At 34.6% G+C, this 22524-nt stretch carries 20 protein-coding genes and 2 pseudogenes; 15 read left to right on the forward strand and 7 right to left on the reverse strand.

What is annotated here, in order from left to right; genetic code table 11:
- Nucleotides 1-265: 265 nt before the first annotated feature.
- The 6 genes from NBG71_RS16185 (at nt 266) to NBG71_RS16210 (ending at nt 6320) form a co-directional block, all read left to right on the forward strand.
- Entirely contained in the window at nt 266-838 is a 573-nt protein-coding gene (locus NBG71_RS16185) for a fimbrial protein (protein ID WP_075672226.1), read from the forward strand.
- Between the two features lie 58 nt (nt 839-896).
- The gene (locus NBG71_RS16190) at nt 897-1577 is read left to right on the forward strand and encodes a fimbrial biogenesis chaperone (RefSeq protein ID WP_196563848.1); all 681 of its coding nucleotides are present in this window, start codon (nt 897-899) and stop codon (nt 1575-1577) included.
- An 18-nt stretch (nt 1578-1595) separates the two neighbouring features.
- Nucleotides 1596-4100, forward strand: a complete 2505-nt coding sequence (locus NBG71_RS16195) for a fimbria/pilus outer membrane usher protein (RefSeq protein ID WP_223672704.1) — start codon at nt 1596-1598, stop codon at nt 4098-4100.
- Nucleotides 4101-4109: 9 nt separating this feature from the next.
- Nucleotides 4110-5168 (forward strand): fimbrial protein, encoded by a 1059-nt coding sequence (locus NBG71_RS16200; protein WP_250917021.1) that lies wholly within the window; start codon nt 4110-4112, stop codon nt 5166-5168.
- A 200-nt stretch (nt 5169-5368) separates the two neighbouring features.
- On the forward strand, nt 5369-5713 hold the full coding sequence (locus NBG71_RS16205) for a cell envelope integrity TolA C-terminal domain-containing protein (RefSeq protein ID WP_075672218.1): 345 nt from the start codon (nt 5369-5371) through the stop codon (nt 5711-5713).
- A gap of 286 nt (nt 5714-5999) precedes the next feature.
- Nucleotides 6000-6320 carry a hypothetical protein gene (locus tag NBG71_RS16210; RefSeq protein ID WP_250917022.1) on the forward strand — a complete coding sequence of 107 codons (321 nt, stop codon included), beginning with the start codon at nt 6000-6002 and terminating at the stop codon, nt 6318-6320.
- 15 nt (nt 6321-6335) lie between these two features.
- Here NBG71_RS16210 and NBG71_RS16215 read toward each other — a convergent pair.
- Both NBG71_RS16215 and NBG71_RS16220 read right to left on the reverse strand, forming a co-directional pair.
- Nucleotides 6336-6641, reverse strand: a pseudogene (locus NBG71_RS16215) (integrase core domain-containing protein); the annotation flags it as partial.
- A pseudogene (locus tag NBG71_RS16220) lies at nt 6632-6817 on the reverse strand (Arm DNA-binding domain-containing protein); the annotation flags it as partial. The pseudogenes NBG71_RS16215 and NBG71_RS16220, both read right to left, overlap by 10 nt.
- A 460-nt stretch (nt 6818-7277) precedes the next feature.
- Here NBG71_RS16220 and NBG71_RS16225 point away from each other — a divergent pair.
- Nucleotides 7278-8021 (forward strand): toll/interleukin-1 receptor domain-containing protein, encoded by a 744-nt coding sequence (locus NBG71_RS16225; protein WP_036905941.1) that lies wholly within the window; start codon nt 7278-7280, stop codon nt 8019-8021.
- 142 nt (nt 8022-8163) lie between these two features.
- Here NBG71_RS16225 and NBG71_RS16230 read toward each other — a convergent pair whose 3' ends face one another.
- The 4 genes from NBG71_RS16230 to NBG71_RS16245 form a co-directional block, all read right to left on the reverse strand.
- Nucleotides 8164-8985, reverse strand: a complete 822-nt coding sequence (locus tag NBG71_RS16230) for a DUF932 domain-containing protein (RefSeq protein ID WP_197269619.1) — start codon at nt 8983-8985, stop codon at nt 8164-8166.
- Nucleotides 8986-9051: 66 nt separating this feature from the next.
- On the reverse strand, nt 9052-9477 hold the full coding sequence (locus tag NBG71_RS16235) for an antirestriction protein (RefSeq protein ID WP_197269620.1): 426 nt from the start codon (nt 9475-9477) through the stop codon (nt 9052-9054).
- 70 nt (nt 9478-9547) lie between these two features.
- Nucleotides 9548-10438, reverse strand: a complete 891-nt coding sequence (locus NBG71_RS16240) for a GTPase family protein (protein WP_197269621.1) — start codon at nt 10436-10438, stop codon at nt 9548-9550.
- A gap of 86 nt (nt 10439-10524) precedes the next feature.
- Nucleotides 10525-11691 carry a hypothetical protein gene (locus NBG71_RS16245; protein WP_197269622.1) on the reverse strand — a complete coding sequence of 389 codons (1167 nt, stop codon included), beginning with the start codon at nt 11689-11691 and terminating at the stop codon, nt 10525-10527.
- Nucleotides 11692-12256: 565 nt separating this feature from the next.
- Between NBG71_RS16245 and NBG71_RS16250 the strand changes: the two genes are divergently transcribed.
- Both NBG71_RS16250 and NBG71_RS16255 read left to right on the forward strand, forming a co-directional pair.
- The gene (locus NBG71_RS16250; protein WP_197269623.1) at nt 12257-12892 is read left to right on the forward strand and encodes a YagK/YfjJ domain-containing protein; all 636 of its coding nucleotides are present in this window, start codon (nt 12257-12259) and stop codon (nt 12890-12892) included.
- A gap of 109 nt (nt 12893-13001) precedes the next feature.
- Nucleotides 13002-13205, forward strand: a complete 204-nt coding sequence (locus tag NBG71_RS16255; protein WP_197269624.1) for a helix-turn-helix transcriptional regulator — start codon at nt 13002-13004, stop codon at nt 13203-13205.
- 69 nt (nt 13206-13274) lie between these two features.
- Here the strand turns inward: NBG71_RS16255 and NBG71_RS16260 are convergent, their stop codons facing one another.
- Nucleotides 13275-13625, reverse strand: a complete 351-nt coding sequence (locus NBG71_RS16260; protein WP_197269625.1) for a DNA-binding protein — start codon at nt 13623-13625, stop codon at nt 13275-13277.
- Nucleotides 13626-13811: 186 nt separating this feature from the next.
- On the opposite strand from NBG71_RS16260, the gene NBG71_RS16265 reads away from it, so the two are divergent.
- The 6 genes from NBG71_RS16265 (at nt 13812) to NBG71_RS16290 (ending at nt 22085) form a co-directional block, all read left to right on the forward strand.
- The gene (locus tag NBG71_RS16265; protein WP_197269626.1) at nt 13812-14024 is read left to right on the forward strand and encodes a helix-turn-helix domain-containing protein; all 213 of its coding nucleotides are present in this window, start codon (nt 13812-13814) and stop codon (nt 14022-14024) included.
- Between the two features lie 48 nt (nt 14025-14072).
- Complete coding sequence (locus NBG71_RS16270) at nt 14073-15266, forward strand: hypothetical protein (protein ID WP_197269627.1); 1194 nt, start codon at nt 14073-14075, stop codon at nt 15264-15266.
- A 205-nt stretch (nt 15267-15471) separates the two neighbouring features.
- Nucleotides 15472-16254, forward strand: a complete 783-nt coding sequence (locus tag NBG71_RS16275) for a hypothetical protein (RefSeq protein ID WP_197269628.1) — start codon at nt 15472-15474, stop codon at nt 16252-16254.
- A 151-nt stretch (nt 16255-16405) separates the two neighbouring features.
- Nucleotides 16406-18847 carry an EcoAI/FtnUII family type I restriction enzme subunit R gene (gene hsdR / locus NBG71_RS16280; RefSeq protein WP_197269629.1) on the forward strand — a complete coding sequence of 814 codons (2442 nt, stop codon included), beginning with the start codon at nt 16406-16408 and terminating at the stop codon, nt 18845-18847.
- A 71-nt stretch (nt 18848-18918) separates the two neighbouring features.
- Nucleotides 18919-20391: an N-6 DNA methylase gene (locus tag NBG71_RS16285; protein ID WP_197269630.1), complete on the forward strand. Its 1473-nt coding sequence runs from the start codon at nt 18919-18921 to the stop codon at nt 20389-20391.
- Nucleotides 20391-22085, forward strand: coding sequence for a restriction endonuclease subunit S (locus tag NBG71_RS16290; protein ID WP_197269631.1), 1695 nt, complete (start codon nt 20391-20393; stop codon nt 22083-22085). Before NBG71_RS16285 ends, NBG71_RS16290 begins: the two co-directional genes overlap by 1 nt.
- The last annotated feature ends 439 nt before the right edge of the window (nt 22086-22524 follow it).

Here is a 22524-nt window from a genome sequence, read left to right on the forward strand (position 1 = left end):
ACAAAAATTGAAGCGAATTTCTATATCCAAATTTAATGTTAATTATAAAAATTAAAACAATGAAAGTTGATTACGATTTTTATGATTAATAGTAAAAGCTATTTTATTTAAGATTATATTTTTTATTGGATTTATCTGTTTAAAGTGCTGATATCTCCTGGTGCCTTTAGTTGATCTATGAGCAGTAATAATAAACTAATCTTAGAATAAATAGCACTTGATATGCTTCATTAAATACTATTTATATCAATCACTAGGGGTTAACATGCCTATTTTAACAAAAAAATTACTTCCAATGGTTTTCGTTATTTCCGCAATAACGGCAAGTGCTACAGTTTCTGCTGAAGAGCAAACTGGTCAGATTTCTTTTACTGGTTTAATTTATTCATCAACGTGTACTATTGATATTAATGGCACAGGTTCTGATGGTAACGTTAATATGGGACGTTACGCGACCAGTGAATTTAATGACGCAGGTAGCGAAGTAGGTGGAACAGCGGGTAATGGTAAATTAGATATCTCTTTAATTAATTGTCCACCACAAGGTAAAGTTAAATTAAAATTATCAGGTAAAACTGATGATAGTTCTGATAGAATTTTAGCATTAGATAATCCTAATGATCCTAATACCGCAAAAAATGTCGGCATCCATATTTATGATGATTATGATCTAGTTAATCCTTACCATATCAATTTTACTGAAGAGTATGATATTAAAGATACTGGCGATCTTAAATCTAAAACACTCTCTTTTATTGCCAAATATGTCAGCACTGATGATGACGTAGAAGCAGGACGTGCTGATGCAACATTAAATTATACTCTGACTTATCAATAATAAATAGAAGCAGGTTAATTATTATATTAACCTGCTTCTATTCAAGAGGTATTTACCAATGATATTAAAAAACACACTCTTAGGATTAGGCTTAATATTTAGTTCAATCACATCTTGTTTTGCTGGATTTGGATTAGAAACAACACGTGTTGTTTATAATGAAACAAATAACAATGAAGGTTTTGTTGCCTTTAATGACGATAAAAATACTAATTATTTATTACAGTCTTGGGTCGAAGATCTTAATGGTAAACTCACTCAAGATTTTGTTATTACTCCACCATTAATTAAGTTAATGGCACAGCAAAAAAATACATTACAAGTGACTAAAAATACTATTTTGTCTAATGATGTTGAATCTATGTATTGGATCAATGTTAAATTTGTCGCACCAAGTAATGAAAATTTAGAGAATGTCCTTCGCTATTCTCTAACCAATAGGATCAAGCTAATTTACAGACCTCAATCTCTTAAAAATGTTAATATTGAAAAGGAAATCAAAGAGTTAAATTGGAATGTAAAAAATAATAGCCTTGTGGTATCAAACAATTCACCTTATTTTGTCAATATTGGAAAACTTATTGTTGATGGAAAAGAAATTGAAAAAACACCTAGTTTTCTATCACCAAAATCAGAAACAGCCATTAATGTAAATAAAACACTTTCTGGTAAAGAAAAAATAAAATTATTTTATATCGATGATTTTGGAAAAAGTCTGCCAATGGAATTCTCATTATAATAAGAGATATTATTCAATATGAAAAAGACAATGGCTAATTATTTTAATAAGTCGTCACTTCATTTATTTGTTGTGGGTGCTTTATTTGCTTCTTTTAATATATCAGCAAACGATTATTATCCTGCTAATCTATTAAATATTGAAGGAAGCACTCAACAAGTCACTAATGAAGACCTCAATGTATTTAGAGAGAATAGTATCGCTCCAGGACTCTATACAGTAACACTTTTTGTAAATAACAATCGTATATCAACCCGTGAATTTGATTTTATTCTAATGGAAGATGAAGGTAATAATAAAATATTAGCCCCTCGTCTTTCAGCTGAAGAATGGTATAACGCGGGTATTGATCTCCCTCATGATGTAATTAATAAAAATAATGGTTTTATTAATCTCAACGATATCAACAATGCAAGTGGTTATTTAGATTTAAATAGAAAACAATATGTTTTAACACTGCCACAGTTATATGTTAACGAAGATAGATTAAAAGAGAATGAAATAAAAAATTGGAATTCAGGTATTCCTGCATTATTAGTGAATTATGCATTATCTTCATTTAATAGCCGTAGTCATGGCAATACGACAGATAGTTATTATGGCAATATTCAAACCCAAGTTAATTTAGGTCCTTGGCGTTTTAATAATTATTCAACATGGACAAAGAATGAAAATGGCGATAAAAAATGGAATACATTAAGTAATGTTCTTTCTAGAGCAATTACCAGCATTAATAGTGAGTTAATGATTGGTGATCTCTATTCCTCTTCACAGCTATTTGATTCAGTAAAATTTAGAGGTATTAAACTCGTCACTGATAGATTAATGACACCAACACAAAACAGAACCTATGCGCCTAGTGTTTCTGGCATTGCCAATACAGAATCTGTTGTCACTATCACCCAAAACGGCCAAGTGATTTATAAGCGTAGCGTACCTGCTGGGCCTTTTAATATCACCGATTATTATCCAATGAACAGTGGAGGTGATTTATATGTCAGCGTGACTGAAGCCGATGGATCTGAAAAGAATTTTATTGTGCCTTTTTCTTCTATTGCCAATCTTGAAAGAAAAGGTGAAATAAAATATAGCTTTTCAACCGGTAAATATGACGGCAATAACAGCGGCGATGGTGCTTATGTTGTTCAAACCGAAGCTTTCTATGGTTTAACTGATTACGTCACTCTTTATGGTGGTGTACTGCTCGGTGAAAAATATCAATCTGTTGGTGTTGGTACAGGGGTAAATTTAGGGAGCTATGGTGCGATCACTACCGATTTGCTATACGCCAAGTCTTCCACTAACAATGGCAATGATCCATTACATGGAAATGCATTTAGAGTAAATTATTCTAAAAATATATCAGTAACAGATACAACGCTTTCGTTAGTCGGTTATCGCCATTTTGATGCCAACTTTCTTAACTTTACGCAAGCGATGGAGCACAAGGATACAAAATACAATCCACGCGATGGATTGAAAAATGAGTATACACTATCCATTAATCAGCCTTTATTTTCTAATAATGCTTCAATTAATTTAAATTCTGTCATTTATAAATATGTGAGTGGTAAAACTGTTCATTCTTATAATGCCGGCTTTAACAGCGCGATTAATAAAATTAACTATAGCGTTTATTACACTTATTACGATGGCAGTCGTTATAACGACAATAATAAAAGTAGCCATGATTTAAGTATGAATATCAGCATTCCTTTTTCATTGCATGATAACTACATTTGGGCAAATTATGGTATATCGACCAATAATGATAACCAAGTATTACAAACTGCACGTTTAAGCGGAACCTATGGTGATAAAAACCAAGCAAATTGGGATGTTTATCAAGGATATGGCAATAAAGGTGTTAATTATAGTGGCGGTTTAAATGGCTCTTATAAAGCCCAAAGCGCTGTTGTTAATGCTGGTTATTCATATACGCAAGATAAGCAAAATATCAACTATGGTATTAGTGGTGCATTAGTTGCAACACAATATGGCACAGTGTTTGCTCCGTCATTACAACAAACGAATGCATTAATTTTAATCAAAGATACTTCAGGTGTTGAAGTGATCAATGGTCAATCCATTAAAACCAATAATAGTGGATTAGCCGTTGTTTCTGGTATGTCTCCTTACCAAAAAAATAGCATTAGCGTTAATACTAATTCAATCCCAAGTAACACTGAAATCTCGAACAATATTATTAGTAATATTATTCCGACCAAAGGGGCATTAGTGTTAGCGGATTTTGATGCTAAAAAAGGATTTAAATTCCTACTAACATTACAGACACCGGATAAGAGTACTATCCCAATGGGGGCTAAAGCCGAAATTGATAACGATAATACGCAATTAGTCGCAAGCTTCCATCAACTCTATTTTGTTGCCAATAAACCGCAAGGCAATATTCAAGTTTCATGGACAATTAATGGCGAGCAAAAAAGCTGCCATGCAACCTATGATATTGATAATAAAACTCCTGTTAATGGCTTATATATTTTAGATACTGAGTGTAAATAAGGAAATAAAATGACTAACTTAAAAAATAAGATGAATAAATTATTATTTCTAATTTTTACTCTTAGTTTATCCTCTCTCTCATTTTACAGCCATGCCGCTCCTGATTGTGTCAATAACGGGGGGATTAAACATGGCACGATGGATGCTAGAGGTGGCACTATTGAACTAAAAGGGATGATTAAAAAGAATCAAGAAGTAGCTCGTTTTACATTTAAGCGTGATGGCTCTGATGTTGCAGTCGCAAATTGCCCAGATGGTGCTGAATTCTATGCTTATGCAACATATAGCGAAGCTAGTGGGGTTATACCAAGTTACTATATGGATATTGACGGCAGACCTGCATATTATGTTGTACGCAAACCTAATACCGGTTTAGATGATTATGCTTATGTTCTTATTGAGAATGAATCTGGTCTTTCATTTAGAAGCCAACCAGGACAAGAAGTCCCTGTTAATGCGCCCAAACTTAATACCAGAGACGCTACAGTCATTGTTTACGCGACTAAAGATAATCCTAAATCACAGCGTTTTACGACTCAATATATTGGCTCGATATTAATTAATCGCTTTAATTCTGGTGGTGGAACAACGGCGGTTGGTTTTAGTTATCGTTTATCTGTAAATATTATTAGTGCGCCAACATCTTGCAGTGCTGAAAATACAGATCTTGAGATGAACTTACCTAAGATGCCTATTACTGCATTTTCTGATATCGGATTTCCACGCGATAATCAATATGCTGAAGATCATCTCAGAATAAATTGCACAGGTGATGCCTCCGCTAAAATAAAATTAATGGCTCACAACACCACAAGTTATGAGGGGCAAAAGACAATTATCAAACCCGATAATGAAGGTAATAGTGATAATGCCAAAGGTGTCGGTTTTGTGGTTTCATCTCCTTCCAGTGGCGATACCGTTTTAATTAATAATCAGTTTGTAAAACTTGCTGATTTAACCAGTGGTATTAATAACGTTCCATTAAAAGCTGAATATTATCGTTATGGCGATGAGGTAAAACCCGGCAAGCTCAGTGCTTCCGCAAACTTTGTGTTGGAGTTTGATTAATAAAATACACAATAGGCAAACCAAGTTAAAAATTAAACTCACAGATTAATAACGCCATTAAATTAGATTTAATGGCGTTTTTTATTAGTAGCACAGTAAATAAGTTATTAATTAGATATAATTATTTAAACTGCCCTTATATTTATAAAAACAAAATCAATCAAAAAATAATTTTATGATTTAAAAGGAAATTTACTGATATGAAAAAATTTATTCTATTTTTTAGTCTTTTTTTCTCTGGATATTTAAGCGCCTCTTCTGCCGATAATAGCTCTATAATAAATTTTGTAGAAAAAACCCAAAAATCAGTTAGTGCTAATTTTCATAATTCAGCAAACTATAAAGGTAAAGAGTGCATGATTAAGGTGACACTATCTGATGATGGAGAATTAATTTCAGCTGTTGTAGATGATAGAAACGAAAAAAATGATAAAGCGCTTTGTGATACTGGTATTGAAATTATTAAAGAAACAACATTTACTGCACCTTCAGAAGGTAAGAGGATCAGCAATAAAAATACATTTTATATAGATTTTAGGCCGTAACTTATGAGTAAAAATGATTGACGCAGTGACGATAATATTACAGCCTATAAAAAGGTGTTATTACGATCTCTGTATTTCACTCATCCTTAGAGACTATGTATTTAGGTAAAAAATCGACAATGTTTATAAAGTCACGATAAACCAATCAATAATTTACTCATTTTTCTTTATTACTATGATTATTAAACGATTATTTTTTATATTAATTTTTCCTTTTCTGACTTCATGCAGTTTCTCAGGCAATAAAATAACTTATCTTCCTGATAACGAGATATTAAATGACGCCATGGTTGGAGTACCTTATTTTCAAAAGATTACTATATTAGGAGGACCTGTTATTGGTGGTGTGTACAGAAAAATTGGTTTTATCTCCCCCAATAATTCAGGCCTATTCCTTCGTAATTGTGAACGCCCGAGATCTTCTACCGCAGATAATACTGACACTATAACTCATGATTATAATTGCGTGGAAATATATGGAGCCCCGACAAATATTGGGACGATAAAAATAACTATTGGTGGTGCTACATATCCAAGTATGATTGTTGCCTCAAAAGAATTTAGTAGGGATTATATTGTTAATGTGGGTTTAGTTGAGACACACTAACATAGAGTTTTCTAACTATTTACCATAGGCCTCCGATGGGGGCTGATTTAAACTTTTGTGAGTTCAATTTTGGTTATAACCTTGTAGCCCAAACCACGCTAATTCTCGAACTTGGCTTTACGATCCAAATAAATACCACATTAAAAATCCACGACGAAGCAAACCATTAAAACGCTCAACAACCTCATTTTGTTGCGGTTTTCCCGGTTGAATACGACACGGTGAAATTTGGTTATTTTCACAATAATTCAATAAGTTAAATGAAATGAGTTCAGGGCCATTATCGACTCAGATCTGTTTCGGCAACCCTCTTTCGCTTCTTTGCGTTTTTCGCTTGGATCAAATCCATTAGCAATTAACTTTCTGGCTGTATCTCTTTTCTCTCTGGCTTCTGCGAATGAGATTTCAGGATAGATACCCAGAGCTAACATTTTTTGCTTACCGCCAAAGCGATACTGCAAACGCCAATATTTTGAGCCGTTGGTACAAACTATTATCAAATCGAGAGATACCAAAACGCTTATAGCAACAACAGATACTTAATGTAATGTGAATTGAGTTGAGTTGAGTTGAGTTGAGTTGAGTTGAGTTGAGTTGAGTTGATTTTAGTATAGCGAGGAAGACTAAGTGGAAGGAAAACACCCCACAAACCCTAAATTTCAGGCATAAAAAAAGACGCTCTTAGCGTCTGATTTTTGGTGCGAAGGCCGGACTCGATTTTTGTATACAATACATTGTTTTTGTTTTATATAAGTTTAAAGATAAATTTTTGTATACTTAAATGTATACTCATCGAATTAAACTTTGATAAGTGGCTTTATCTCGCGTGGTTGATATATTCGTATCGATACCAGATATATTTAAATTACAATGCTTTTAGGGTTATTGAAATATTTACTAATTTATAGTAATTAATATTTAAATAATACCTCACTTTAACATTAAATAGGAAACATAGTGTCTATACCTAAAGCCTTTATTTCTTACTCTCATGATTCCCAAGAACACAAAAAATGGGTGTTAGATTTAGCTACTCGTTTACGAAATAACGGTGTTGATGCAATACTCGATCAGTGGGACCTACAGGCAGGAGATGATCTGCCTAGTTTTATGGAAAAAGGCTTAACCTCTTCAGATCGAGTTCTCATGATTTGTACAGATAAATATGTTCAAAAAGCCAACTCAGGGGCTGGTGGTGTGGGATATGAAAAAATGATCGTGACTGCTGACCTATTAAAAACAATCGATTCTAATAAAGTTATACCAATAATTCATCAAAATGGGAGTCATGATGTACCAAACTTTCTTCGTACTAAGATGTACCTAGATTTTTCGCGCCAAGATCAATATGAATTTTCATTTGATGAACTAATTAGGACTTTACACAACTCTCCTCTCTACGAGAAACCTCCTATCGCAAACAACCCGTTCGTACCAGTTTCAGAAACACCACCTAATCGTACAGGGGATGGTGTTTTAACTGTTATGAGCATCATCACAGCACTATTTGAATCTGATTATAAACGTCGAATTAGTTATAAGACATTAGTTTTACGAGCTTCTATGTCAAGAGTAATATTGGACTTATATATTGATGAAGCAATATCATTAGAACTCATCCAGCAAGATCCTCTTGGAGATATCATTCTGACAACTAAAGGAAAACATTATATAGTTAAACATAAGCTTATTAACGATTAAATGAATAGTATAAAATACTCAAATTTCAGACATGATCAAATAATTCATACAAATAAACCTCTTAAACAAGAAAGTAAACTTGTACTTATAGACAAAAACAAGTTTACTTTAATTAAATAGATTTAATTTTAATTAGTTACTATTATCCAAAACACTCATACATCTTTTCTGCCATCACCCACAGCGCCTTATTCAATTTAATATCCCCGTCAATACCATTCACTGAACGAGTACGAGCGCGTTTACCTTTGGCATTTCTGCCTGATAATCCACCTTTGATTAAATTCTCCTGCAAACGTTGGTATACCGTCCAAAGGTCATCTTTCTTATCCTCCCAGCGGTGCGGTTGTAATACTTGCTCTTCAGTAATCGGTTGGTGTTCCGCCCCAAAGCGATAGGTCAAAGCCGCTTGTGCCAAGGTCTGTTGTGCTGGTGGTGGTAACAGAAGAGATTGCATTTGTTCACGTTTTTCAGCGACCGCATCAAAGGTCTCTAGTACTTCATAAGCACCTTCAATCACTTTACCGACGACATCGCCTTTATGAGGTACACGCACCTCACCAAAGGTATCTCCGCACACTAGCCCATTTTGACACACTGCTCTAAATAAGCCTGGTAACATTTGATAACTGCTTGAGCCATCATGACTGTTAAGTAAGATGATTTCAGGCACTTGTATTCCTGTAATTTGGTCATGACGACGTAGGCGTAACATATGCTTGGTATGCTCTCGACGACTCACATCACGCACGCGAGTTTGACAAGCAAAGAACGGATAGAATCCTTCTTTTTGTAAACTGTCCAGTAAAGTAATGGTGGGGATATAGGTATAACGGTCACTTCTCGACTCATGTTTTTCTTCAGAGAAAACACTCGGTACAGTACGGAATAATTCTTCAATGGTTAACGGGCGGTCACGACGGATCACATTCGCCGCACCAAAGCGAGAGGCTAAACGAGTCATGGTTAATTTCCTTTAAAATAAATAAGATAGATATGACTAGAAGTGAGATTTAAAAAGGAAGAAAAGTTAATCGATTAAATGAAAAATAGTTGAGCTTTCAGGATGTTGAATGGCGTAGTCACGAAGTTGGTAGAAACGTTCAACTAGAATTTCGCTCTCTGTTTTAAATGACCAAAGACTAAAGACAATTAAGCAGATTGCTATTCCTACTGCTTCAGGGCTCAGGATAGCTTCATTGCCGTTATGAGGATTAAATAAGGTTACTTCTTTTTCCACCAGCGCTGGATAAATAAATGCACCTTGATTTGACAGAACACAGTACTCCCAAAATGCCCCGTAGTACTCATCACAAAAGCTATCCATCAAATGAAATATCTGGCTTTCAAGCTTAATCCACAAAGGAACTGCTCGGAAATACTGAAACCAAAAATTATCTCTTTGTTGTGAAGAAATCACATTTTTCGTAATAGGATATAATTCATCTAAAGTCATCTTCTTACTCCTAATAGTAGAAACAAAAAACGCGAGCTAAAGCTCGCGTCATTAAAGTGTTTATCAGTATTTAAAATAACCATCGCCAAAATGAAACAGCCACCGAGACAAGCCTTTCTTTAACATGATTCATAACCTGCTTAACGGGCTTTGGGACAGGTAAAATCTCAATGAGCTCTTCCACTAAGTCGCCAACGGCATGACCAAAATCGTGTTTAGCGGATGAAATCACCGTATCTGAGCAATAGTCCGTTTTCAATTGTCTTGCAATGGCACTACTTGCTTTGGTTGGTAACGCTTGTATTAAGGTTTCAGCTAGTTTATCAAGTTGATAATTTTCGTTAGCCGAAATAGCAATAACTGGATTAATGGGGTTAAATGCCTGCTGTACCTGACATATTTTTTCCAATAAATGTTTTTGCTGTTGCTTAGATGGTTGTTGCTGGTGGATATCCCATTCACGGCAAGGTTCTATTTTATCGGCTTGATTGAGTATGAATAAAAATCGTTCAGGTGCGTAATGACAATGTTCCACTAAGTATTGATAGAAGGCTTCATCAGCTGACCATGCCCTTTCATCAGCTTTTAATATCCATAAAATGAAGTCTAACTCAGGTAATAGAGATTGATAAAGCTGTTGATATTCTTTGTCATAATCACGTGATTCTCCCACACCAGGAAAATCGATAAAGGTAATATCACGTCCAGATAAGGATAGTGTTAATCGCTGGGCTGAACGAGTACAACCACTAACGGCACTGACAGGCGATACTGTTGATTGAAATAAAGCATTGCACAAACTAGATTTACCAACACCCGTTTTACCCATTAAACCAATTGTAGGTGAATAATTAATAAGCTTGGTTAATTTATGCTTTATTTGATACTTAATTGAGTGAGGTAATGGAGAAAGAACAGATTCAAATGGCGAAATCTCTTTAAATATATCTTTATTTTTCATATATAATTCCTAATATCTGAATAAATTATTTACAATTTCCACATCAGTAATATATATTTCAGATTTATTAGAAATAGAATTTTCTATTACTTTTTATTTAAATCACCTTGGTATATTATTTTTCCTTTTGTGAAGTTATTTAATCCTGGTATCTTGACATATTGCTTTGATATACATAGTAGATAATCTTTGTGATAAGCTTTATTTATCTTTATCTTCTCTATTTTTTTTATTAATTCATTAAGCCTAAAATCATTCATTCCTTTCTTACTCCTCACAATCTCTTTTCTTATTTTTTTTATTAATTCATCATGACTTAGTTCATTATCTTCGCAGAATGGTCTTATCGAATTACAGATTTTTAATGTAAATCGATATTCTTTCTTATTTCTATAAACAATGTTTTTATTCCAATCTTCATCTTCTTCGTCATTTTCATCAATACTTTCTTGGAGTGGATTATTAAAATAGACATAATCTATCCTAGCAACATCATCAATAATAGAACACCACTCACGAGTAATATTTTTTATATAGTAGTTATTAATATCAAGCTCATTTAAATAAAAATTAACATGTAAATATGGAACTAATTTTTTATCAATCAAAATAACACGATCATAAGCAATGAAACATCTATAAGCAACGCGTTTTTGTATTCTTTTTATTAAAGAATGGAAAGCATCATTTAAATATTTTATTAATTCCTTCATGTCAATATAATTAATTACTTTTTCATTATTAAGATTCTCTGATAAATCGTTATAGATAAGACTTAACCTCATTGGTAATAAAAATATATTTTTATTTTGTTTTTTAACTTCATCATAATGAAATAATAATTTATTATAAATATTTTCTTTTTCCTTTAATGCTTGTAAAAATTCTTTTTTAATACTTCCTTTAATTGGCTTTTGAAAAACATGCATATTTATATATAGTTTATTTCTTTCAAATTGATTAGTTAATCTATTAATATAATCTTTTTTTCTAGCCTCATTGGAATCATTATAGAAATGTTTTTGTCTATCACCGCCCGTTCTTTTTTTAATATACTCTTTTGATGAAACTCTAGCATCTTCTAATAAAGCATTTCTTAATAAATCTATCGGAATATAATTTTCCTCGTTTTTTTCAAATTTAATAAACTGATAACTATTATATATTTCACCATACGTTATTGGATAGCTTGTTCTATAGTCGTCAACTTTTCTCACCTTCAGTGCTCGCAGTTCTTCAAATAAATCACTCAAAATTTTCACCCCTCATATACCATAAATCAAATTTATAACACAAAAATCAATAGAGAGAAACCCAATATAAAAAGGGATCAATACTATAATTTAATAGGTTTATTGTTCATTTTTCATGGGTATAAACCAATCAAAAAAAAACAAAAAACTACTGTAATAAAGCCGGAAAACCTCATTTTTATGACATATAGCTCATTTAATTTTATACTGGGTAAGTGATAGTATAATTAAACACTCTTAAAATGATAATTTGAGTTCTTAAGAAATCATACTCATTACTTTATCTATCAATTTTAGTAAGAACATTTTTCACTCATCATTATTTGCTGAAATCTAGTACTAAAAGTTATATTACTCCACTCTAGAAAATAGAAATGAGCGATGAATAATTTATGTAAAACGTTATCCATAGGTAATAGGAAAATAAGAAATAATTAGATGAAAAACATCATCTAGTTATGTTCTGTAAATATAATTTAGGTATATAGTATTATATGTTTTAATATTTAAATAAAAAATAAAACACAATACCTATCTCATGAGAAAATTAACTTTAGAGGTAATCATGAGATCTATACATAATTCTAACTACCACACTATTCCAGCATTACAAAAGAAACTCCAATATCACCAAGCTCAATTATTTAAATATTACTCAAAACTATTAATTCTGAGAATTGATTTTTCATATAGAAAAGGAACCATTAGTTCTATTATTCAGGATAAATATCAATTAACACAAGACATGGTAGACTTAATGATCCAATGTGAGCATTACCCTGGAATTGTAGGAGAAGCATGGGTAATGGAAAAAGGAATTACTCACGGAATACATACTCATGCCATTTTTTATATTAATGGACAGAAGCATAAATCTATTTGGAATTTCTGGAATGAAATTAATTATATTTGGAAAAAAATCACTTTAAATGAAGGTTATGCTCATCATTGTAAGAATAAAGAATATTATAAAGTAAAGGGAGAAAAAGTAATTTCTTCTGATGATATTAATGGTCGGTATAATTGTGCTTATATTTTAGATTATTTAGCAAAGAAAGATCAGAAAGAAGATATGAATATTCATAAACTAAGCAAACTCCCTCTTAATAATTATAAGCGTAGAGGGCGTCCTAGAAAAAACACGCCAGTAATATTGAAAGAATACAACCAAGGGTTATTTTTAACTTATGATGATAATTAATGTTCTTCGATAAGAATATTTTACAGTCTGTAGTTATTGTTTGAAGGAGTGACTTAAAATAACAGCTTATTTCCTCCTTCTCCTTTTATTACTTACAGGAGAATAAACAATGACACAATATTCACTACTTAACGATCAATTTGTTAGTATGAAGTTTATTACTCATTTAACTGGATTAACAGATAAATGGTTTTATAAATTGATACAAGAAGGAAAATTCCCTACACCAATTAAGTTTGGTCGCAGTTCTCGCTGGTTAAAGAGTGAGGTCGAAAAATGGCTTGATTCTCGTATTATAGAATCAAGAGACTAAAAAATAGGAATTATACTTTTTATTCAATAATAGCAATTACCTTTACTTTGATTATACCCCAAAATTAAATCATGATTGTTCTATCAACCATTCGATTCCTTTACGTCTTAGCAAATGAAGTAATATAGCTTGTTCATCTGTTGATAAAGAACGAAATAATGTTAACCATTCTAACTCTTGTGATGTTAATTCTTTTTCATTTGAAAGAAACTCTCCTCTTGCAATAATTAATTTAATTTCATCAGGAAAATTATCAATATGATACTCAAAAGAACGGCCTCTGACACCAGGAATGGCAACAGGACGTTTCTTCCAATTCTTTAATCGAGCCCTCTTATTCACACCTTGTGAAGTTTTTGGAAAACCCGGTAGATGAATCAACTCTTTTGCTAAAAACCACTCTTTACCCGTTTTTATCATAAATTAATACCTTATATACAGGATTGGTTCCTTCGCCTTATGAATGATTTACTGAAGTTAAATATCATTTGATTGAAACAAAGTTTCGATCTAATCTATTCATTAACATCAATAGCTAATCTATATGGTTACACCATGGTGTAACCATATAGATTCTCATAGTTCAATAAAAAGGAAAAGCCATCGATGAAAGAAACTGATTGGCATCGTGCAGATATAGTAGCGGCATTGCATAAAAAAGGGCTTTCGTTATCTCAACTCTCTGTCGAAGCAGGACTCTCTCCTTCTACTTTACGCAATGCACTTAGAGCACCTTATCCTCGAGCAGAGCAAATTATTGCAAAAGCGATTGGTATTCCAGCTGAAGAAATTTGGCCTTCTCGATATCAAAAAGGTTAAAACACACACTAATTTTTGAGATAAATTGGATAATAAGGTGATGAATAAATGAAGAAGATAATTGTATTAACTAGTATTGTTTTACTATCTGGATGCGGTGATAGCAATGAAATTCAGCAAGTTAAAGATATGGTTACATATAGTGATAATACGATTACCATTGGTAATGCGTTTGAACATCGATCTATGTGTTTAGAAGTAAAATGGGAAAAAATAAAAGATACAAGAGAGCGTAATATTGTACGTTATACTTGCATGATTAACCCGATTGATGTTAACCAATATATCACGAAAAAAATTGATCCTATTGAAAAAAACATTATTCAATTTATTGACAACCAAGCTCTTTCTTTTAATGAAAAAAATCGAGAAAATCAAATTACTCTTTTTTATCTTTCAAATGGAGAAAAGGCTTTAAAAGCGCTATCAGAAAGCGAGTTATTAGGGAAGTATAATACGCTAAAAAAAGAGCTATCCGATTATCTTAATGCAAATTATCAAACTGAAAATATAAGACAATTTAAATTTTATGATGATTTTGGTTTAAAAAAATCAACGTTATTTGTCATTGAACCACAGAATGAAGGTGGCTATCGAGTAAGTGATTTATCCATTAATGATTTATTACAAGATCCTTACATCTCAGAAAAAATAAATCAAATTACCATTGTTCAGCAAGAGGTCATTCACTTATTTTCTGCCAATAATTCTGAAATTGATATCAATGATGATAAAGGCTTTGAGTGTGGATATCGTGATACATTCCCCTGCTTACCGAAAAAAATAATTCGCTCAGCATTTGACAATATATTGTTAAAGCAAATGCCTTATTCTTTAGCAACAGCTGAATTCAAAGAGAAAATGATTGAATATCAACAAACTCGTGTACCAATGGACAAAAGAGATAAAAATTTTGAAAATTTAAAAGGAAGCATCCATCAACGTATAGAACAAACAATACATCCATTCCAAGTACAACAAGTCAAGCAATTTGTCGATTTCTCTCTAATAAAAAATCAATCTCCTGCATTATCTGATTGTCATTTTATATTAATACACAATGATGGTAGTGAAACAGAAATAACTAATTCAAATTGTTTTGATATGGCTTACAGCTCAGAGTGGAATAACCAATATAGTAAAATGATAAATGATTTTTATAGCAAGTATATTCATCCTGAAATGAAGAAGCTAGCCAAAGATATTGATAGAGAAGAAATATCAATTAGAACATTAGATTAGTTATATTTAATATTAGGATTTAATAAAAATATTTTTATTAAATCCTAATATTTGATAATAAAAAACAAAAGTCTTAAATTTAATAACATAGAATAGATAAAAACATACTGTATCTAAAGTCAAAAAAATCTTTTTGCTTCTTTCTTAATTATATTAATCTTGTATTATTATAATTATGAGTCAATTATTTTAAATATAATTTATTATGGAAAAAGTAGAAATTTTCACAGAAAATATTTGGGTTGAAACTAGTATTGGGGATTTTTCTAGAAGGATTAAAGGTCTTTCACGAGAAAACTATCCTCCATTACGATGTCTTTTCTGTAAGCAACCTACATATGATAGTGGAATAATAACACCTAACAAAAAATTCACACCCAGATTTTCTCATTTAGTTCAACCAGAAAATAAAGAATCATGTCCTTTAAGCTCTAAATCTAAGCGTTTTAAAGGTCTCATTGGAAATGAAAAAAACGTATCCACAGAAATTGCAACACATCGTAGAAACCAATTTATTCAATTCAGTACACTTCGTGAAGCTTGGCTAATCTGTAGAGCTCTACTCGGTGGTAAAGGAAGGCTTGATCAAACATCGTTTATTCGTTGGATAAAAATTGCAGATAGTTTTGGTATTTGGAGATATAGTTATCTCCCCACTTGGGGGATCCCTCTTCTTTTAATGTTGATGGATAATCATCTTACACTTAAGGGTAACTCTTCTTTTTACTATGTTCTGAAAAGAAATAAAGCTAGCAATAATATTAAATGGCAAAATCTAGAGATAAAATTAGAAGCACATTGGGTTAACAGTAATAATCTCATAGTACAAAATAATGATAAGAAGACATCATTTCAACTCACTATTCCTTTTAATCAAGATCTTGTGAATAATATCTTAGATAATGAAAATTTCTCGTGGTGTACTGAAGATAACCTTAAAATCTTACATGCGTACAGCCTTAAAGAATTAGGTGATACCGGAAATTAATAATTAATTTTTTTATTTAAAGCTCCTCTAAAGAGTTATTTTTTACTTATATACCCAATACAAACTAATTATTATTAGCTATTAAAGTGCTCTTATTTTTTAACACATGTATAATCATAATAATTCTGTATCTTGGGGGTAGTAGAGCACAATGGCTGGTATGAATAAAACTCATCTGACTGAAACAGACATCATTACTAAATTTATTCTCCCTGCAATTAAAGATGCAGGCTGGGACCTGATGTCGCAGATCCGCCAAGAAGTCAAACTTCGAGATGGAAAAGTGGTGGTCCGTGGTAAGCTTGCTGCACGGTTAACAGTGAAATCAGCCGATATAGTACTCTATCATAAACCAGGTCTACCCCTTGCCGTCATAGAAGCTAAAGCAAATAAATACGAAATAGGAAAAGGGATGCAGCAAGGGTTAGATTACGCACGCCTGCTCGATGTTCCTTTTATCTTCGCTTCTAATGGTGATGGTTTTATCTTCCACGATAAAACCAATTCTGTGCAGATTGAATCCGAAATCACGCTCGATGATTTTCCGACACCAGAACAGCTTTGGACTAAATACTGCTCTTGGAAAGGTTTTACCGCCGAGCAGCTACCCATAATTAGTCAAGATTACTACGATGACAGTAGTGGGAAATCCCCTCGTTATTATCAACTACAAGCTATTAATAAAACCGTAGAAGCTGTTTCTGCTGGGCAAAAACGTGTATTACTCGTGATGGCTACAGGTACTGGTAAAACCTATACCGCATTTCAGATTATCTGGCGATTATGGAAAGCTAAAAATAAAAAACGCATTCTGTTTCTTGCGGATCGCAATATCCTTGTCGACCAAACTAAAAATAACGATTTCCAGCCTTTTGGTAGCGCAATGGCAAAGGTAACAGGTAGAACAATTGATCCTGCCTATGAAATTCAATTGGCACTCTACCAGGCAATTACAGGTCCAGAAGAACACCAAAAAGCCTTTAAACAGGTGGCCCCCGATTTTTTTGATCTGATTGTTATCGACGAGTGTCACCGTGGTAGTGCATCTGAAAACAGCGCATGGCGAGAGATCCTTGAGTATTTCAGCAGTGCGACCCAAATTGGCTTAACTGCTACACCAAAAGAAACTGATGATGTTTCCAGCACTGATTACTTTGGCGATCCCGTTTACACTTATTCACTTAAAGAAGGCATCGAAGACGGCTTCCTAGCACCTTATAAGGTAGTACGAGTCGATATCGATGTTGACTTACAAGGTTGGCGCCCCACAAAAGGCCAAGTTGATAAACAAGGCCAGCTAATTGATGACCGAATTTATAACCAAAAAGACTTTGACCGCACTATGGTGATTGATGAGCGTACCCAGCTCGTGGCTCAAACCATTACTGATTACCTAAGGCGCACCAATCCAATGGATAAAACCATCGTTTTTTGTAACGATGTTGACCATGCTGAGCGTATGCGTCGTGCATTAATAAACCTAAATCCAGAACAAGTGCGAAAAAATGAAAAATACGTGATGAAAATCACTGGCGATGACGATATCGGCAAGGCACAACTCGATAATTTCATCAACCCGAAGAAGCCTTACCCAGTGATTGCAACCACCTCAGAACTGATGAGTACGGGTGTGGATGCACAAACCTGCAAACTGGTCGTGCTAGACCAAAACATCCAATCCATGACCAAATTTAAGCAGATCATCGGGCGTGGAACACGGATTAACGAGAAGTTCGATAAACTCTGGTTCACCATTCTCGATTTCAAAAAAGCCACCGAACTGTTTGCAGATGAGCGCTTTGATGGTGTCCCTGAAAAAGTGATCCGCACAACACCTAAAGATATTTCTGATCCCGAGTCTGATTTCAATGATGTACTAGAAGATGAGGTTCCAGAAAACGAAGCGTTAGATAACGATGGATTTACCGGCGCAGAAGAACCGTCCGCTCACTATGGCACCACATCAGAAAGTGCCAACGGTGCTTTCGAAGAGTGCGATGAAAACAGAATTCGCAAATATCATGTCAACGGCGTCAGCGTAAAAGTACTAGCGAAGCGCGTCCAATATTATGATGCTGATGGTAAACTAGTCACCGAATCCTTTCAGGACTATACCCGTAAAACACTTTTAAAAGATAAAGACTTTGCCTCTCTTGATAACTTCATTCGAAAATGGCACTCTGCCGAACGCAAACAGGTCATCATAGATGAACTTCAGCAACTTGGTGTGCTTTGGGAAGTGTTAAAAGAAGAAGTAGGCAAAGACCTTGACCCATTCGATCTCCTTTGTCATGTGGTTTATGGTCAACCTCCACTGACACGTAAAGAACGGGCTGATAACGTGCGTAAACGCAACTATTTCACCAAATATTCAGAACCTGCTCAGCATGTACTCAATACCTTACTGGATAAATACGCGGATGAAGGCGTGCAGGAAATCGAAGATATCCAGGTACTAAAACTGAAGCCGTTCGACAGCCTAGGCCGCCCACTAGAAATCATCAAAAGTAGCTTTGGAAATAAACAAGCCTACGAGCAGGCCATCAATGAATTGGAAGATCAGATTTATCAATTACCACCTCGCCAGGCCTAATAACCCTTATTATTTTACCACCGTGAGTCATAATCTCTCGGTGGCTTCATTTTTACCAATGGAATACAAACATGTCGATCAGCTCAGTAATTAAATCCTTACAAGACATCATGCGCAAAGATGCGGGTGTAGACGGTGATGCTCAACGCCTTGGGCAACTGTCTTGGCTATTGTTTCTGAAAATATTTGATACTCAAGAAGAAGAGCTTGAACTCGAGCAAGATGACTATCAACTCCCCATTAATAAGCGTTATTTATGGCGTACTTGGGCGGCAGACAGTGAGGGAATTACAGGAGATGAACTGCTCGAATTCGTCAATGACGATTTATTCCCAGCATTAAAAAACCTGACTGCGCCTATCGATAAAAATCCTCGTGGCTTTGTGGTAAAACAAGCGTTTAGCGATGCCTATAACTACATGAAAAATGGTACGCTCTTACGTCAAGTCATCAATAAGCTGAATGAAATCGATTTCAGTAGTAGCTCCGAGCGCCACTTATTTGGTGACATCTATGAACAAATTCTACGTGATTTACAAAGTGCTGGTAATGCAGGTGAGTTCTATACTCCACGTGCCGTCACTCGCTTTATGGTCAATCGTATTGACCCCAAATTGGGTGAGTCTATTATGGACCCAGCATGCGGTACAGGTGGTTTCCTTGCCTGTGCATTCGACCATGTGAAAGAACATTATGTTAATATCACTGAAGACCATAAAACGCTACAACATCAAATCTTTGGTGTTGAAAAAAAACAGCTCCCACATTTGCTGTGCACCACTAATATGCTATTGCATGGTATTGAAGTTCCCGTACAAATTCGTCATGACAATACATTGAACAAGCCACTGTCCGCTTGGGATGAACAACTCGACGTCATTATCACCAACCCACCGTTTGGTGGCACTGAAGAAGACGGGATCGAGAAAAATTTTCCAGCGGAAATGCAAACCCGCGAAACCGCTGACTTGTTCCTGCAATTGATCATTGAAGTGCTCGCCGATAAAGGCCGTGCAGCCGTAGTCCTACCAGATGGCACATTGTTTGGTGAAGGTGTCAAAACCAAAATCAAAAAACTGCTGACTGAAGAGTGCAATCTGCACACCATCGTGCGGTTACCGAACGGCGTGTTTAACCCGTACACCAGTATCAAAACCAATATTCTTTTCTTCACCAAAGGCCAACCAACCAAAGAAATCTGGTTCTACGAACACCCCTACCCTGAGGGGATTAAAAACTACAGCAAAACCAAACCGATGAAGTTTGAAGAATTTCAGAGTGAAATTAAATGGTGGGGTAACGAATCCGATGGTTTTGCAAGCCGAAAAGAAAACCATCAAGCATGGAAAGTCAGCATTGATGAAATCATTGCCCGTAACTTTAACCTCGATATCAAAAATCCGTATCAAGGTGAAACCATCAGCCACAATCCGGATGAACTACTGGCGCAGTACCAAGCACAACAAACGGAAATTAGTAAGCTACGTCATCAGTTACGCGATATCCTCGATGCTGCATTGACTGGCAATAAGGAAACAAATTGATGACCGTTGAGAAACTAATTACTGACCATATCGATATCTGGTCTTCCGCGCTGCAAACTCGCTCCACCGCAGGACGTGGCAGCAACGGTAAAATTGATCTTTATGGTATTAAAAAACTGCGGGAGCTGATTCTAGAACTGGCTATGCGTGGTAAATTAGTACCGCAAGACCCAAACGATGAACCGGCCTCAGAGCTGTTAAAGCGTATTGCTGCGGAAAAAGCAGAACTGATGAAACAAGGTAAAATTAAAAAACAGAAACCGCTGCCAGAAATTAGTGAGGATGAGAAGCCGTTTAAATTGCCGGAAGGGTGGGAGTGGGTGAGGTTTGGTAACATTTATGAAATGGAATATGGCAACAATTTACCCCAAGAAAAAAGAACTAATACCGGTGAATATAATGTTTATGGCTCCAATGGGGTTGTTGGAACGCATGACGTAGCTTGCGTTAATTCACCATGCATCGTTATTGGAAGGAAAGGTTCTGCTGGTGCATTGAACTTATCTCTTAATATTGGATGTTGGGTAACAGATGTTGCATATAGCTCAATCCCTCCTATAGCAATGAATCTTGATTTTGTATTTATGCAGTTTCATACACTTGGTCTTGATTCATTGGGTAAAGGAATAAAGCCAGGATTGAATCGAAACGATGCATATGGATTGACAATTGCAATTCCGCCCCAAAATGAGCAAGAAAATATTGCTTTAAAAGTTAAAGAATTAATGGCCCTCTGCGATCAACTGGAACAGCAATCTCTAACCAGTCTGGACGCGCATCAACAATTAATTGAAACCCTATTAGCAACACTTACAGATAGCCAAAGCTCAAAAGAACTCTCTAAAAACTGGTCAAGAATCAGTCATAATTTCGATACGCTGTTTACCACCGAAGCAAGCATCGATGCGCTAAAGCAAACCATTTTGCAATTAGCCGTGATGGGTAAACTGGTTCCACAAGATCCTAACGACGAGCCAGCTTCTGAACTGCTAAAACGTATTAAACAAGAAAAAGCGCAATTAGTGAAAGAAGGGAAAATTAAAAAACAAAAACCATTGCCGCCGATTAGTGATGAAGAAAAACCATTTGAATTACCTATGGGATGGGAGTGTATTCGACTTGGGGATTTAACCAGCAAAATGGGTTCTGGTAGCACACCTCGGGGTGGGCAAAGTGCATATGTTACCTCAGGGATCCCATTTCTTCGCTCCCAAAACGTGTGGAATGATGGTCTTCATTTAGATGATGTAGTGTATATTGATGAAAATACACATTCAAAAATGAATGGAACAAAAGTTTTCCCTGGTGATGTGCTATTAAATATTACGGGAGCTTCTTTAGGCCGCACTCTTATATTTCCTAAAAATATCAAAGAAGCAAACGTTAACCAGCATGTAACAATTGTTCGCTTATTGCTAAAAGAATTGGCACCATTTGTCCATCTGGCTATTAGATCCCCTATTATTCAGAACTTGGTATGGGGCAGGCAAGTTGGGATGGCAATTGAAGGACTTAGTAAAAAAACATTGGAGTTATTTGAATTTCCAATTCCTCCGTTATCAGAACAACATCGCATTGTTGCCAAAGTCAATGGGCTATTTATTATCTGCGAACAGCTCAAATCTCGCCTACAATCCGCCCAACAAACTCAGCTCAACCTAGCGGATACGCTCACTGATGCAGCATTAAACTAATGAAAAGTGATACCTGAGACTAAGAAAACTAAAAGAGGCAATTCATGTATAAAGTCGATAAGCAGGAAAATACCCTACACTCTTAAGAAAAGGTGACTAAAATACGCTAACGAATGTTCACACAAGCAAGACAGAGAACCATGACGTTCTAATTTAAAGCAAATCATCAAAGTGGATAGATTGAATCAGCTATCAATGTCCTCATTAACCTTAGGTATTAGAAGTGTTTAGCTAAAGCTCCAGTGGACAGATTAAATGTATGTTTAAATACCATACATTCGGAATAGCATTGGTCCCAACCAGAATAATTATCCTAACTGGAGCAATGTATCCTCTGAACTACCGGCAAAAAACGATTACAACTATCATTGTGGAAAATCCAGTGTGTTGCATAAAGCTTTTACCAAGTTATAGATGTTTTTTTATCTTGGTAGAAAAC

This window comes from Proteus sp. FZP2095, assembly GCF_023701425.1.
GTDB classification, from domain to species: Bacteria; Pseudomonadota; Gammaproteobacteria; order Enterobacterales; family Enterobacteriaceae; genus Proteus; species Proteus cibarius.